Origin of the sequence: Escherichia sp. E1V33, from assembly GCF_004211955.1 — a bacterium.
GTDB lineage: Bacteria > Pseudomonadota > Gammaproteobacteria > Enterobacterales > Enterobacteriaceae > Escherichia.
In genome coordinates this window covers 313,461-326,339 of the sequence record NZ_RHJI01000019.1, presented here as the reverse complement: position 1 = coordinate 326,339, position 12,879 = coordinate 313,461, and the positions used below count along the sequence as shown (strand labels likewise).

Annotated in this window: 13 protein-coding genes and 1 pseudogene; 10 read left to right on the top strand and 4 right to left on the bottom strand. The window is 49.7% G+C overall.

Annotated features, from left to right (window positions below; translation table 11 throughout):
- Nucleotides 1–23: 23 nt before the first annotated feature.
- Nucleotides 24–983: pseudogene (gene ehaB / locus D9742_RS18140) on the top strand (autotransporter adhesin EhaB); the annotation flags it as partial.
- A gap of 87 nt (nt 984–1,070) precedes the next feature.
- Nucleotides 1,071–1,694, top strand: coding sequence for a hydrogen peroxide resistance inhibitor IprA (iprA, locus tag D9742_RS18135; RefSeq protein ID WP_001295817.1), 624 nt, complete (start codon nt 1,071–1,073; stop codon nt 1,692–1,694).
- Here iprA and ampH read toward each other — a convergent pair whose 3' ends face one another.
- Complete coding sequence (gene ampH, locus D9742_RS18130) at nt 1,695–2,852, bottom strand: D-alanyl-D-alanine-carboxypeptidase/endopeptidase AmpH (protein ID WP_130237779.1); 1,158 nt, start codon at nt 2,850–2,852, stop codon at nt 1,695–1,697.
- 350 nt (nt 2,853–3,202) lie between these two features.
- Between ampH and sbmA the strand changes: the two genes are divergently transcribed.
- Together sbmA and yaiW are read left to right on the top strand one after the other, a co-directional pair.
- Complete coding sequence (gene sbmA / locus D9742_RS18125) at nt 3,203–4,423, top strand: peptide antibiotic transporter SbmA (protein WP_130237778.1); 1,221 nt, start codon at nt 3,203–3,205, stop codon at nt 4,421–4,423.
- Between the two features lie 12 nt (nt 4,424–4,435).
- The gene (yaiW, locus tag D9742_RS18120) at nt 4,436–5,530 is read left to right on the top strand and encodes a surface-exposed outer membrane lipoprotein YaiW (RefSeq protein ID WP_130237777.1); all 1,095 of its coding nucleotides are present in this window, start codon (nt 4,436–4,438) and stop codon (nt 5,528–5,530) included.
- Between the two features lie 52 nt (nt 5,531–5,582).
- Here the strand turns inward: yaiW and D9742_RS18115 are convergent, their stop codons facing one another.
- Nucleotides 5,583–5,891: a YaiY family protein gene (locus tag D9742_RS18115; RefSeq protein WP_130237776.1), complete on the bottom strand. Its 309-nt coding sequence runs from the start codon at nt 5,889–5,891 to the stop codon at nt 5,583–5,585.
- Between the two features lie 259 nt (nt 5,892–6,150).
- On the opposite strand from D9742_RS18115, the gene D9742_RS18110 reads away from it, so the two are divergent.
- Nucleotides 6,151–6,363: a DUF2754 domain-containing protein gene (locus D9742_RS18110; protein WP_130237775.1), complete on the top strand. Its 213-nt coding sequence runs from the start codon at nt 6,151–6,153 to the stop codon at nt 6,361–6,363.
- A 23-nt stretch (nt 6,364–6,386) separates the two neighbouring features.
- Here D9742_RS18110 and ddlA read toward each other — a convergent pair whose 3' ends face one another.
- Nucleotides 6,387–7,481 (bottom strand): D-alanine--D-alanine ligase, encoded by a 1,095-nt coding sequence (gene ddlA / locus D9742_RS18105; RefSeq protein WP_130237774.1) that lies wholly within the window; start codon nt 7,479–7,481, stop codon nt 6,387–6,389.
- 462 nt (nt 7,482–7,943) lie between these two features.
- Between ddlA and iraP the strand changes: the two genes are divergently transcribed.
- The 4 genes from iraP (at nt 7,944) to adrA (ending at nt 11,375) form a co-directional block, all read left to right on the top strand.
- On the top strand, nt 7,944–8,204 hold the full coding sequence (gene iraP / locus D9742_RS18100; protein ID WP_064527081.1) for an anti-adapter protein IraP: 261 nt from the start codon (nt 7,944–7,946) through the stop codon (nt 8,202–8,204).
- A gap of 100 nt (nt 8,205–8,304) precedes the next feature.
- A complete protein-coding gene (gene phoA / locus D9742_RS18095; RefSeq protein WP_130237773.1) occupies nt 8,305–9,720 on the top strand; it encodes an alkaline phosphatase in 1,416 nt (471 codons plus the stop codon).
- Between the two features lie 118 nt (nt 9,721–9,838).
- A complete protein-coding gene (psiF, locus tag D9742_RS18090; protein WP_130237772.1) occupies nt 9,839–10,159 on the top strand; it encodes a phosphate starvation-inducible protein PsiF in 321 nt (106 codons plus the stop codon).
- 100 nt (nt 10,160–10,259) lie between these two features.
- Complete coding sequence (adrA, locus tag D9742_RS18085; protein WP_130237771.1) at nt 10,260–11,375, top strand: diguanylate cyclase AdrA; 1,116 nt, start codon at nt 10,260–10,262, stop codon at nt 11,373–11,375.
- Nucleotides 11,376–11,391: 16 nt separating this feature from the next.
- Here the strand turns inward: adrA and proC are convergent, their stop codons facing one another.
- Nucleotides 11,392–12,201 (bottom strand): pyrroline-5-carboxylate reductase, encoded by an 810-nt coding sequence (proC, locus tag D9742_RS18080; protein ID WP_130215404.1) that lies wholly within the window; start codon nt 12,199–12,201, stop codon nt 11,392–11,394.
- Between the two features lie 120 nt (nt 12,202–12,321).
- On the opposite strand from proC, the gene D9742_RS18075 reads away from it, so the two are divergent.
- Nucleotides 12,322–12,780, top strand: coding sequence for a YaiI/YqxD family protein (locus tag D9742_RS18075; protein WP_130223265.1), 459 nt, complete (start codon nt 12,322–12,324; stop codon nt 12,778–12,780).
- The last annotated feature ends 99 nt before the right edge of the window (nt 12,781–12,879 follow it).

The following is a 12,879-nucleotide window of genomic DNA, read 5'->3' as shown; positions in this document are numbered from 1 at the left end:
ACTAAAACGGGTCTATTTACACATACACCTACGAAGCTCGTCAGGAAGGTAACACCGTTGTTCTGCATCAGACCGAGCTGACTGACTACGCTAACATGGCGTTGAGCATTCCGTCTGCAAACACCAATATCTGGAACCTGGAACAAGACACCGTTGGTACTCGTTTGACCAACTCTCGTCATGGTCTGGCTGATAACGGCGGCGCATGGGTAAGCTACTTCGGTGGTAACTTCAACGGCAACAACGGTACCATCGACTACGATCAGGATGTTAACGGCATCATGGTCGGTGTTGATACCAAAATTGATGGTAACAACGCTAAGTGGATCGTCGGTGCGGCTGCAGGCTTCGGTAAAGGCGACATGAATGACCGTTCTGGTCAGGTGGATCAAGACAGCCAATCTGCCTACATCTACTCTTCTGCTCGCTTTGCGAACAACATCTTTGTTGATGGTAGCTTGAGCTACTCTCACTTCAACAACGATCTGTCTGCAACCATGAGCAACGGTACTTACGTTGACGGTAGCACCAACTCTGACGCGTGGGGCTTCGGTTTGAAAGCCGGTTACGACTTCAAACTGGGTGATGCTGGTTACGTAACTCCTTACGGCAGCATTTCTGGTCTGTTCCAGTCTGGTGATGACTACCAGCTGAGCAACGACATGAAAGTTGACGGTCAGTCTTACGACAGCATGCGTTATGAACTGGGTGTAGATGCAGGTTATACCTTCACTTACAGCGAAGACCAGGCTCTGACTCCGTACTTCAAACTGGCTTACGTCTACGACGACTCTAACAACGATAACGATGTGAACGGCGATTCCATCGATAACGGTACTGAAGGGTCTGCGGTACGTGTTGGTCTGGGTACTCAGTTCAGCTTCACCAAGAACTTCAGCGCCTATACCGATGCTAACTACCTCGGTGGTGGTGACGTAGATCAAGATTGGTCCGCAAACGTGGGTGTTAAATATACCTGGTAATATTCTTCACTCTGAAGAAATACTGGTAATTTAATCTAAATAATGCCCGTCAAGGATTTGACGGGCATTACTGCAAAGGACGCGCAAATGTTATCTGTAGTTAAACCTCTTCAGGAATTTGGTAAGCTCGATAAATGTTTGTCCAGATACGGCACGCGCTTCGAGTTTAATAATGAAAAACAAGTTATATTTTCCAGTGATGTAAACAGCGAAGACACATTCGTTATTTTAGAAGGTGTTATCTCTCTGCGTAGGGAAGAAAACGTACTTATCGGTATTACCCAGGCTCCTTATATTATGGGACTGGCTGATGGTTTAATGAAAAACGATATACCATACAAATTAATATCAGAAGGAAATTGTACGGGATATCATCTGCCAGCCAAACAAACCATTACGCTTATTGAACAAAATCAACTCTGGCGAGACGCTTTTTACTGGTTAGCCTGGCAAAATAGAATTCTGGAATTACGCGACGTACAGCTCATTGGGCATAATTCCTACGAACAAATCCGCGCAACATTATTATCAATGATTGACTGGAATGAAGAATTGCGATCACGTATTGGTGTGATGAATTATATCCATCAACGTACACGTATATCGCGTTCTGTCGTTGCGGAAGTTCTCGCTGCTTTGCGTAAAGGCGGCTATATCGAAATGAATAAAGGCAAACTGGTCGCAATCAACCGTTTGCCTTCAGAGTATTAATCAGGAAGCGGGAATGACCAGCGGTTTATTCCCGCTAAGTTCGGTCACCAAATCATTAATGCCATCGCTCATATTTTTAAACCGTGTCAATGGTGAACGGGTCACGACGACAAACGCACCGATATTTTTTTGCGGGATCATCGCCATATAGGTAATGAAACCACCGCCACCACCGGTCTTCTGAATAATACCCGGACGTCCATCCTTCGGCGCCATATACACCCAGCCTAAACCGAGTGCATCCGCTCTGCCGGGCACATCCATGCCAATCACTTTCGTAAACTGCGCACGCTGATAAATCAGCGTCTGCATGCGATCCGCCTGGTTACTACGCTGATAAAAATCAGAAGACAAATATTGCTGCATCCAGCGCATCATATCGCCAGGTGTGGAATAAACGCCGCCGCTGCCAATGGCCGCCAGCGTATTGTTACACGGACTGGCGCCGCGCTCGGCAACCATCAAACGGCGGCACTGGTCCGGTGATGGTGTGTAGGTGGTGTCTTTCATCCCCAGCGGACGGGTAATCTGCTCTTCAAACAACTGGGTATAAGGCTTACCGGAGGCATTCGCCAGTGCATCCGCCAGCAGGTCGAACGCAAGGTTGGAGTACGCGGCCTGACTGCCTGGCGCGGCTTTTAGCTTTGCCGTAGAAAGGTATTTCCAGCGTTGCTCTCGCGTCGGCCAGACAAACACCGGACGATTTGCCGCGCCGCCGGGCTGTTCACGGGGCAGGGCGCTGGTATGGGTTGCCAGATTCACCAACGTGATAGGGGCACCATTGTAGGTTGGCACGCGAGCGCCTGGCGGGGCATATTTACTCAGTGGATCGTTTAACTTCACTGTCCCCTGGTCCAGCAATTTCACCAGCATCTCACTGGTCATCAACTTGGTGAGCGAAGCAATACGTACTACTGAATCCAACTGCGGGCGAACGTTATTACCAGGGCGAGTTTCGCCATAACTGCGAAAGACACGCTGATTACCGTCGATAACGACCAGCGCCATCCCGGTGGCACCGCTGCCGTAAAAAATATGATCGGCATAGCGATCAACAATATCAGAGGCGAATTCAGGTTCGGCGATAGGTTGCGCCGCGTGGACAGAGGTCAATGACGCCGCACACAGCACGGCAGAAAAAAGCAGACTACGTTTCAACGGTGGTGTCCATAAATTAAATGAAGGTAACTGAGCGTATTTATACTACTCGTTGATGGATTGCAAAGCGCAAATTAGTGCAATAATAGTGTTAAAAACGTAACGGCGCGTAAACACGTTCTTTTTCCTGCTCACCAATGTCTGCATTTGTGATCCTGTACGTGTTAATGCGCTTATGTAAACAATCCTTTGTTGGTGAAATCCGTCGAAACAATTCTTCCCGTCAGGAGAACGAACTAAGCGCCCCGCGGTTGGTCACAATGGGCGGTTTCATTTGGCTGACTCTTTGAAGCGGCCATCGGTTAATACACAGCCGTTGCTAAAACGATAAGAAGCTAGCAGGAGAGCATATGTTTAAGTCTTTTTTCCCAAAACCGGGAGCTTTTTTTCTCTCGGCCTTTGTTTGGGCATTGATTGCCGTAATCTTCTGGCAAGCCGGAGGCGGTGACTGGGTTGCCCGCATCACCGGGTCTTCTGGGCAGATTCCGATTAGCGCCGCCCGTTTCTGGTCGTTAGACTTCCTGGTTTTTTACGCTTATTACATTGTTTGCGTAGGACTTTTTGCGCTGTTCTGGTTTATCTACAGCCCGCATCGTTGGCAGTACTGGTCAATACTCGGCACTGCGCTAATTATCTTCGTGACCTGGTTTCTGGTAGAAGTCGGTGTGGCCGTCAACGCCTGGTATGCACCGTTTTATGACCTGATTCAAACCGCGCTCAGTTCGCCGCATAAAGTGACCATCGAACAGTTTTATCGCGAAGTGGGCGTCTTTCTGGGGATTGCGCTGATCGCGGTGGTTATCAGTGTTTTGAACAATTTTTTTGTCAGCCACTACGTGTTCCGCTGGCGTACGGCGATGAACGAATACTACATGGCCAACTGGCAGCAACTGCGCCATATCGAAGGGGCCGCGCAGCGTGTGCAGGAAGACACCATGCGTTTTGCTTCGACGCTTGAGAATATGGGCGTCAGCTTTATTAACGCCATTATGACGCTCATCGCCTTCTTGCCGGTGCTGGTGACGCTCTCCGCGCACGTGCCAGAGTTGCCGATTGTTGGGCATATTCCGTATGGTTTGGTGATTGCCGCGATTGTCTGGTCGCTGATGGGGACCGGATTACTGGCGGTGGTGGGGATCAAACTGCCGGGGCTTGAGTTTAAAAACCAGCGAGTAGAAGCCGCCTACCGTAAAGAGCTGGTCTATGGTGAAGACGACGCCACGCGTGCGACACCGCCAACGGTACGCGAGTTGTTCAGCGCGGTACGGAAGAACTATTTCCGCCTCTATTTTCACTATATGTATTTCAACATCGCCCGCATTCTCTATCTGCAGGTTGATAACGTTTTCGGGTTGTTCTTGCTATTTCCGTCGATTGTTGCCGGTACGATTACGCTCGGCCTGATGACCCAAATCACCAACGTTTTTGGTCAGGTTCGCGGCGCTTTCCAGTATCTGATTAACTCATGGACCACGCTGGTCGAGTTGATGTCGATCTATAAACGTCTGCGCAGCTTTGAACATGAACTGGATAATGACAAAATTCAGGAAGTAACCCATACATTGAGTTAAAAAGGAGAGGTAATGTCGCGAGTCAATCATCTGTCTTCGCTTTCATTGTTGGCGGTTCTGGTTTTAGCGGGGTGTAGCAGTCAGGCGCCGCAGCCGTTGAAAAAGGGTGAAAAAACGATAGATGTGGCTAGCGTGGTGCGGCAGAAGTTACCCGCCAGCGTAAAAGACCGCGATGCCTGGGCGAAAGATCTTGCCACCACTTTTGAAAGTCAGGGGCTGGCACCGACACTGGAAAATGTCTGCTCGGTGCTGGCGGTGGCACAGCAGGAGTCAAATTATCAGGCGGATCCGGTCGTTCCTGGATTAAGTAAAATCGCCTGGCAAGAGATTGACCGTCGCGCCGAACGGATGCACATCCCTGCATTTCTGGTCCATACCGCGCTAAAAATCAAATCGCCGAACGGCAAAAGCTACAGCGAACGGTTAGATTCCGTGCGCACGGAAAAGCAGCTGAGTGCAATTTTTGACGATCTGATCAGCATGGTGCCGATGGGGCAGACGCTGTTTGGTTCGCTTAACCCGGTGCGCACCGGTGGGCCGATGCAGGTCAGTATTGCTTTTGCTGAACAGCATACCAAAGGTTATCCGTGGAAAATGGACGGTACGGTACGTCAGGAGGTCTTTAGTCGTCGTGGCGGATTATGGTTCGGTACTTACCATTTACTCAATTATCCTGCCAGCTATAGCGCGCCGATTTTCCGTTTCGCCGATTTTAATGCCGGTTGGTACGCCAGTCGTAATGCCGCGTTTCAAAATGCGGTCAGCAAAGCCAGTGGCGTGAAGCTGGCGCTGGATGGTGATTTGATTCGTTATGACAGTAAAGAGCCGGGTAAAACAGAACTGGCGACGCGTAAATTGGCGGGCAAACTGGGAATGAGCGACAGCGAAATTCGCCGTCAGTTAGAGAAAGGGGATAGTTTCTCTTTTGAAGAGACGGCGCTGTACAAGAAAGTTTATCAACTTGCCGAAGCGAAAACGGGTAAATCACTACCTCGCGAAATGTTGCCCGGCATTCAACTGGAAAGCCCGAAAATCACCCGCAACCTGACTACGGCATGGTTTGCGAAGCGCGTCGATGAAAGGCGAGCACGCTGTATGAAGCCGTGACCAATAGGTAATCGTAGGCCAGATGTTTACGCCGCATCTGGCAAAATAAATCTTACTGGCGGCGATGTCGCCAGTGCAGCCATAGCGCCACCACTGCAAAAATGAGGCAGCCAACTAAAAACGGGATCAGCCCGAAAATGGTGCCGACACCTAAACCAATTTCCACCCGTGGGCGGCCTGTTTCCTGGACCTGCATTAAACGCTCATAGACGCCGGGCGCATGCACTAACAGGTTCAGCAATTGCGCCCCAGCCCAAAAGCAAAACAGCACAAACAACGCATAGGCAATGTTGCCAGGCGTTGAAGAGGCATCGCGATATTTTCCGCTAAACAGCGATTTTGACAGGGTGAAATCAGCCATAAAAACCTCCGGAAGTCATCTGCTTCTCTTCTGGTGTGATACCAGCGGCTTATGGCAAGTCTGACAGGTCATTAAGATTGTCAATATCAGAATCATGGTAAATTGCTGTTGGGAATAATCCCGAAGCGTGAATCTTCGTTGTGAGTCACAAAATAGCAACCTTAAGTTAAATTTATTAACAATTTCGGAAATGTTGTCTACACCACAGACGGCTGTTGCAGAATATGCAAGGATGTTATTTTTCGTTAACGGAGCTGCCATGAATCTGCCTGTGAAAATCCGCCGCGACTGGCATTACTATGCGTTCGCCATTGGCCTTATTTTCATTCTTAATGGTGTAGTAGGGTTGCTGGGGTTTGAAGCAAAAGGCTGGCAGACCTACGCGGTAGGGCTGGTGACGTGGGTGATTAGCTTCTGGCTGGCGGGACTGATTATTCGCCGTCGCGATGACGATACTGAAAACGCCCAATAAAAATATTACCGGGCGTTTGAATATTACATGGTGGTTTTCAATGCGTTATCCGCTGCGTGACGCTCCAGCGCCAACTCAATCAAACGAGTGATCAGGTCGGTGTAGCCCAGACCACTGGCTTGCCACAGCTTCGGATACATACTGATGTTAGTGAACCCTGGCAGCGTGTTGATTTCGTTAATCACCACCTCGTTTTCCGGTGTTAAAAAGACGTCTACACGCGCCATGCCAGCACATCCCAACGCCTGGTAAGCCTGAACGGCAATCGCCCGAATCTTATCGTTGATTTCCGGCGTAATGTCTGCCGGAACCACCACTTTCGCGCCATCTTCGTCAATGTACTTGGTGTCGTAGGCGTAGAAATCGCTGGTCAGGACGATCTCGCCACAGGTACTGGCTTGCGGATCGTCATTACCCAGAACCGCGCATTCGATCTCACGACCTTTGATCCCTTGCTCAACGATCACTTTGTGATCGAACTCGAACGCCAGATCGACAGCAAGCGCATACTGCTCTTCGCTGGTCACTTTGCTGACGCCAACAGAGGAACCCTGATTAGCTGGTTTTACAAACAGCGGCAACCCAAGTTTAGACTTCACTTCGGCGAAGCTGATTTTATGGCGATTGGTGCGCGTCAGGGTAATAAATGGCGCGATGTTCAATCCAGCGTCACGCAGCAGACGTTTGGTGACGTCTTTATCCATGCATGCAGCTGAAGCAAGAACATCGGAACCGACAAACGGTAGATTGGCAACCCGCAGCATTCCCTGCAAGGAACCATCTTCGCCCAACGTACCGTGGACAATTGGGAAAATGACATCCACCGTCGGCAACGGCTGGCCGTTCTGCGCATCAATAAGTTGCTGTTCATGTTTACCCGGCACCTGCGCGAGACTGGTGGACGAAGGGCGCAGTGCAATATGGGCAGGATCGCCTGCGTTCAGCAAATAATTGCTGGCATCGCTGACGTGCCATTGCCCTTGTTTATCAATGCCCAGCAGCACAACGTCAAAGCGACTTTTATCAATGGCATCGACAATGTTTTTTGCCGATTGCAGAGACACTTCATGTTCTGCTGACTTTCCACCAAAAACGATTCCTACCCGCAGTTTTTCCATCTTAAAAACCTATCCCGTAGAACACAAAGAGCATACATTACCACGACAAAACGGGGGATTCGCGGCCTTCTGACAGTTTGTTGCAATCTTCTGCTGACAAAGCGTGCAGCTTGCTGGTTAAAATTCATCGCTGACTAAATTATGTGCGCAAGATCACAAAAATGATGAACGGGAAACTAATTTATTCCTGGTGTGAATTACTGCCCGGATGGTTATTATGCTTAATAATAAGTTAACCAAAAGGATATATTTCATAACTTTTTATTATAAAAAACATTAATAATTATATACCTATATTTTATGTGTGGAATTATTTAAAAATAGAGAAACGTTTCGCTGATAAATGTGAAAGAAATATTTGCTAAAACTATTTCCTCTGTCATAAAAATACTACATCAAGACTCTATGCAGTTGTGAAACATAATGTTAACTTCTCCATACTTTGGATAAGGAAATACAGATATGAAAAATCTCATTGCTGAGTTGTTATTTAAGCTTGCCCAAAAGGAAGAGGAATCGAAAGAATTGTGCGCACAGGTCGAAGCACTAGAGATTATCGTTACTGCGATGCTTCGCAATATGGCGCAAAATGACCAACAGCGGTTGATTGATCAGGTTGAAGGAGCGCTATATTCGGTAAAGCCCGATGCCAGCATTCCTGATGACGATACGGAGCTGCTGCGCGATTACGTAAAGAAGTTATTGAGGCATCCTCGTCAGTAAAAAGTTAAGCCCTTCAACTGCTGTCATAATGTTGTCATGCCAGAGACTTATAGTCGCTTTGTTTTTATTTTTTAATGTATTTGTACATGGAGAAAATAAAGTGAAACAAAGCACTATTGCACTGGCTCTCTTGCCGTTACTGTTTACCCCTGTTACTAAAGCTCGGACACCAGAGATGCCAATTCTGGAAAACCGAGCGGCACAGGGGGATATTACCGCGCCTGGCGGCGCTCGCCGATTAACGAGCGATCAGACGACTGCCTTACGCGATTCTCTTAGCGATAAACCCGCAAAAAATATTATTTTATTGATTGGTGATGGGATGGGGGATTCGGAAATCACTGCCGCACGCAATTATGCTGAAGGCGCGGGCGGTTTTTTTAAAGGGATCGATGCCTTACCGCTTACCGGACAATACACCCATTATGCGCTGGATAAAAAAACCGGAAAACCAGACTACGTGACCGACTCCGCTGCGTCAGCAACGGCCTGGTCAACTGGCGTCAAAACGTATAACGGCGCGCTGGGTGTCGATATTCATGAAAAAGATCACTCAACGATTCTGGAATTGGCAAAAGCCGCAGGACTGGCGACCGGCAACGTTTCAACGGCTGAAATACAGGATGCCACTCCCGCTGCGCTTGTGGCACATGTGACCTCGCGCAAATGCTATGGTCCGAGCGTTACCAGCGAAAAATGCCCGAGCAACGCGCTGGAAAAAGGCGGAAAAGGATCGATTACCGAACAACTGCTTAACGCCCGTGCGGATGTTACGCTTGGCGGCGGTGCAAAAACGTTTGCAGAAACAGCAACCGCCGGTGAATGGCAGGGAAAAACACTGCGTGAACAGGCGCAGGCGTGCGGTTATCAGTTAGTCAGCGATGCTGCATCGCTGACTGCGGTGACGGAAGCTAACCAACAAAAACCACTGCTCGGATTATTTGCCGACGGCAATATGCCTGTGCGTTGGGAAGGACCAAAGGCGTCTTATCACGGTAACATCGATAAACCTGCGGTCACCTGTACCCCGAATCCGCAACGCAATGACAGCGTGCCTACGCTGGCGCAGATGACCGATAAAGCCATTGAACTGCTGAGCAAAAATGAGAAAGGATTCTTCCTGCAAGTTGAAGGCGCGTCGATCGATAAACAGGATCACGCCGCGAATCCTTGTGGCCAAATTGGCGAGACGGTCGATCTCGATGAAGCCGTACAGCGGGCGCTGGAATTTGCCAAAAAGGATGGCAACACACTGGTGGTGGTCACCGCTGACCACGCCCACGCCAGCCAGATTGTCGCGCCGGATACCAAAGCGCCGGGTCTGACTCAGGCGTTAAACACCAAAGATGGCGCAGTGATGGTGATGAGTTACGGGAACTCCGAAGAGGATTCACAAGAGCATACCGGTAGCCAGTTACGTATTGCTGCATATGGTCCGCAGGCTGCGAATGTGGTTGGTTTGACCGATCAGACCGATCTCTTCTACACCATGAAAGCTGCACTGGGACTGAAATAACACCGAACCCGGCGGCTAATTTTGGCTGTCGGGTGGTTTTTTTGCTGTTAGCAACCAGACTTAAAGGCAGATCAAGGGCGCAAATGCTCCTGGTTAAAATGTTAAGAGGGATGGTGCTATGAAAATAACATTACTGGTTACCCTGCTATTCGGTCTGGTTTTTTTAACCACTGTCGGCGCTGCCGAGAGAACTGTAACCCCACAACAACAGCGTATGACCTCCTGTAATCAACAGGCGACAGCGCAGGCGTTGAAAGGGGATGCCCGTAAGACATACATGAGTGATTGCCTGAAGAACAGCAAATCTGCGCCCGCTGAAAAGAGTTTGACACCACAGCAGCAGAAGATGCGCGAATGTAATAGTCAGGCGACGCAGCAATCTCTGAAAGGTGATGATCGTAATAAGTTTATGAGCGCCTGCCTCAAGAAAGCCGCGTAATACCTATAGTGCTAACGGGTGAGTTAAGAAAATGGCTCACCCGAAATATCATACTCCCGCCTTTAGCCCCATCTCTATAATTTGGGAAAATTGTTTCTGAATGTTCCCAAAAATAATGAATGATGAAAATTTTTTCAAAAAAGCGGCGGCGCACGGGGAGATACCACCATTAGCTCCTCAAAACGAACATCAGCGATCCGGGCTGCGCTTCGCCCGTCGCGTCAGACTACCGCGTGCGGTAGGACTGGCAGGGATGTTCTTACCAATCGCTTCGACGATGGTTTCGCACCCGCTGTCGGGCTGGTGGTGGCTGGTGTTGGTTGGCTGGGCGTTTGTCTGGCCGCATTTAGCCTGGCAGTTGGCGAGCAGGGCCGTCGATCCGCTTGGCCGGGAAATATACAACTTAAAAACCGATGCAGTGTTAGCAGGTATGTGGGTAGGCGTGATGGGCGTAAACGTGCTGCCTTCGATCGCAATGCTGATGATTATGTGCCTGAATTTGATGGGGGCAGGCGGCCCCCGTCTGTTTGTCGCCGGTTTGGTGCTGATGGTTGTTTCCTGCCTTGTCACTCTCGAACTCACGGGGATCACGGTGTCGCTCAAGAGTGCGCCGCTCGAATGGTGGCTCTCCCTTCCCATTATCGTCATTTATCCCCTGCTGTTTGGCTGGGTCAGCTACCAGACAGCGACCAAACTGGCTGAACATAAACGAAGATTGCAGGTCATGAGTACCCGCGACGGCATGACGGGCGTTTATAACCGGCGTCACTGGGAAATCATGCTACGTAATGAGTTTGATAACTGCCGCCGACACAATCGCGATGCGACGCTATTGATTATTGATATCGACCATTTTAAGAGTATCAACGATACATGGGGGCACGATGTGGGTGATGAAGCAATCGTTGCTCTTACCCGGCAGTTACAAATTACCCTACGTGGCAGCGATGTGATTGGTCGTTTTGGCGGTGATGAATTTGCGGTGATTATGTCTGGTACGCCAGCCGAAAACGCCATTACTGCCATGTTACGTGTGCATGAAGGATTAAATGCATTACGCCTGCCAAATACGCCGCAGGTGATATTACGGATAAGCGTCGGTATCGCGCCGCTGAATCCGCAAATGAGTCACTACCGTGAGTGGCTGAAATCGGCTGATATGGCGCTCTACAAAGCAAAGAAAGCCGGACGTAACCGCACCGAAGTGGCGGCCTGACGTCCGGCGAGAGTCATCAGGACTTGCTGAGTTTTTCTGATTTTTCCATACACTTCGTCATCGCTTCGATCACCGCGGCACGGAAGCCTTTCTCTTCCAGAACGCGTACCGCTTCAATGGTTGTGCCTCCTGGTGAGCAGACCATATCCTTCAAGGCGCCCGGATGTTCGCCGGTTTCCAGCACCATTTTTGCGGAACCCATTACCGCCTGGGCGGCAAATTTGTAGGCCTGCGCGCGTGGCATCCCGCCCAGCACGGCGGCGTCGGCCATCGCTTCGATAAACATAAAGACATAGGCTGGCGAAGAACCGCTCACACCCACCACTGGGTGGATCATCGGCTCAGCAATGACTTCCGCCTCACCAAAGCAGCGGAAAATATTCAGTACATCGGCAGTATCTTCGGGAGTGACCAACGCGTTTGGCGTTACGGATGTCATCCCGGCGTTGACCAACGCGGGGGTATTCGGCATGGCGCGGATAATTTTCCGGTCGTGACCCAGCGCCCGGGCAAGTTGGTCGAGCGTAACGCCTGCGGCGATAGAAACCACCAGAGAGTCTTTATTCAGGCTGGAAGTGATTTCGCTAAGGACTTTAATCATGATGCCCGGTTTGACGGCAGCAAAGACGATATCGGTGATTTGCGCCACTTCCTGTGCCGATTCTGCGGCGTTGATACCAAACTGTTCATGTAAGGCGGCAACTTTATCCGGGGAGGGGGTATACACCCAGATTTGCCCTGGAAGGACCTGACCGCTGGCAATCAGACCACCGAGAATGGCTTTTCCCATATTGCCGCAGCCAATAAAACCGATTTTCTTTTCCATTGCCACACTCCTGCCGTGAATTCGTTATTTTGAAAAGCGCCTGCTCAGAAGCATAAACAGAACTATGCCGGAAGGCAAAAGCGCGACACAATAGAAGATTACCCAACGGAGGATAGCCTTATGACAATATGGGTGGACGCCGATGCGTGTCCCAATGTAATTAAAGAGATTCTGTATCGAGCGGCAGAACGTATGCAGATGCCGCTGGTGTTGGTGGCAAATCAGAGTTTACGCGTGCCGCCATCGCGGTTTATTCGCACGCTGCGCGTCGCGGCAGGTTTTGACGTGGCCGATAATGAAATTGTACGTCAGTGTGAGGCGGGCGATTTGGTGATAACCGCAGATATTCCTTTGGCTGCTGAAGCCATTGAGAAAGGCGCGGCAGCACTGAATCCGCGTGGCGAACGGTACACACCTGCAACTATTCGTGAACGTCTGACGATGCGCGATTTTATGGATACTCTACGAGCCAGCGGGATACAGACCGGAGGACCAGATAGCCTTTCGCAACGTGACCGCCAGGCATTTGCGGCTGAACTTGAAAAATGGTGGCTGGAAGTTCAACGTAACCGTTCGTAAATGTAATATATTATTTACACTTCTTTCTCACTCATTTCTTGATATAGTAAGGAATGTATTGAAGTTCGCTCCTTAAGTGGAATTATTTCTTTACAATCG

What these genes read in the sequence shown, in the direction of transcription:
- iprA (WP_001295817.1), top strand. Translation starts at nt 1,071, where the DNA reads ATGTTATCTGTAGTTAAACCTCTTCAGGAATTTGGTAAGCTCGATAAA.
- sbmA (WP_130237778.1), top strand. Translation starts at nt 3,203, where the DNA reads ATGTTTAAGTCTTTTTTCCCAAAACCGGGAGCTTTTTTTCTCTCGGCC.
- yaiW (WP_130237777.1), top strand. Translation starts at nt 4,436, where the DNA reads ATGTCGCGAGTCAATCATCTGTCTTCGCTTTCATTGTTGGCGGTTCTG.
- D9742_RS18115 (WP_130237776.1), bottom strand. Translation starts at nt 5,891, where the DNA reads ATGGCTGATTTCACCCTGTCAAAATCGCTGTTTAGCGGAAAATATCGC.
- D9742_RS18110 (WP_130237775.1), top strand. Translation starts at nt 6,151, where the DNA reads ATGAATCTGCCTGTGAAAATCCGCCGCGACTGGCATTACTATGCGTTC.
- ddlA (WP_130237774.1), bottom strand. Translation starts at nt 7,481, where the DNA reads ATGGAAAAACTGCGGGTAGGAATCGTTTTTGGTGGAAAGTCAGCAGAA.
- iraP (WP_064527081.1), top strand. Translation starts at nt 7,944, where the DNA reads ATGAAAAATCTCATTGCTGAGTTGTTATTTAAGCTTGCCCAAAAGGAA.
- psiF (WP_130237772.1), top strand. Translation starts at nt 9,839, where the DNA reads ATGAAAATAACATTACTGGTTACCCTGCTATTCGGTCTGGTTTTTTTA.
- adrA (WP_130237771.1), top strand. Translation starts at nt 10,260, where the DNA reads ATGTTCCCAAAAATAATGAATGATGAAAATTTTTTCAAAAAAGCGGCG.
- proC (WP_130215404.1), bottom strand. Translation starts at nt 12,201, where the DNA reads ATGGAAAAGAAAATCGGTTTTATTGGCTGCGGCAATATGGGAAAAGCC.
- D9742_RS18075 (WP_130223265.1), top strand. Translation starts at nt 12,322, where the DNA reads ATGACAATATGGGTGGACGCCGATGCGTGTCCCAATGTAATTAAAGAG.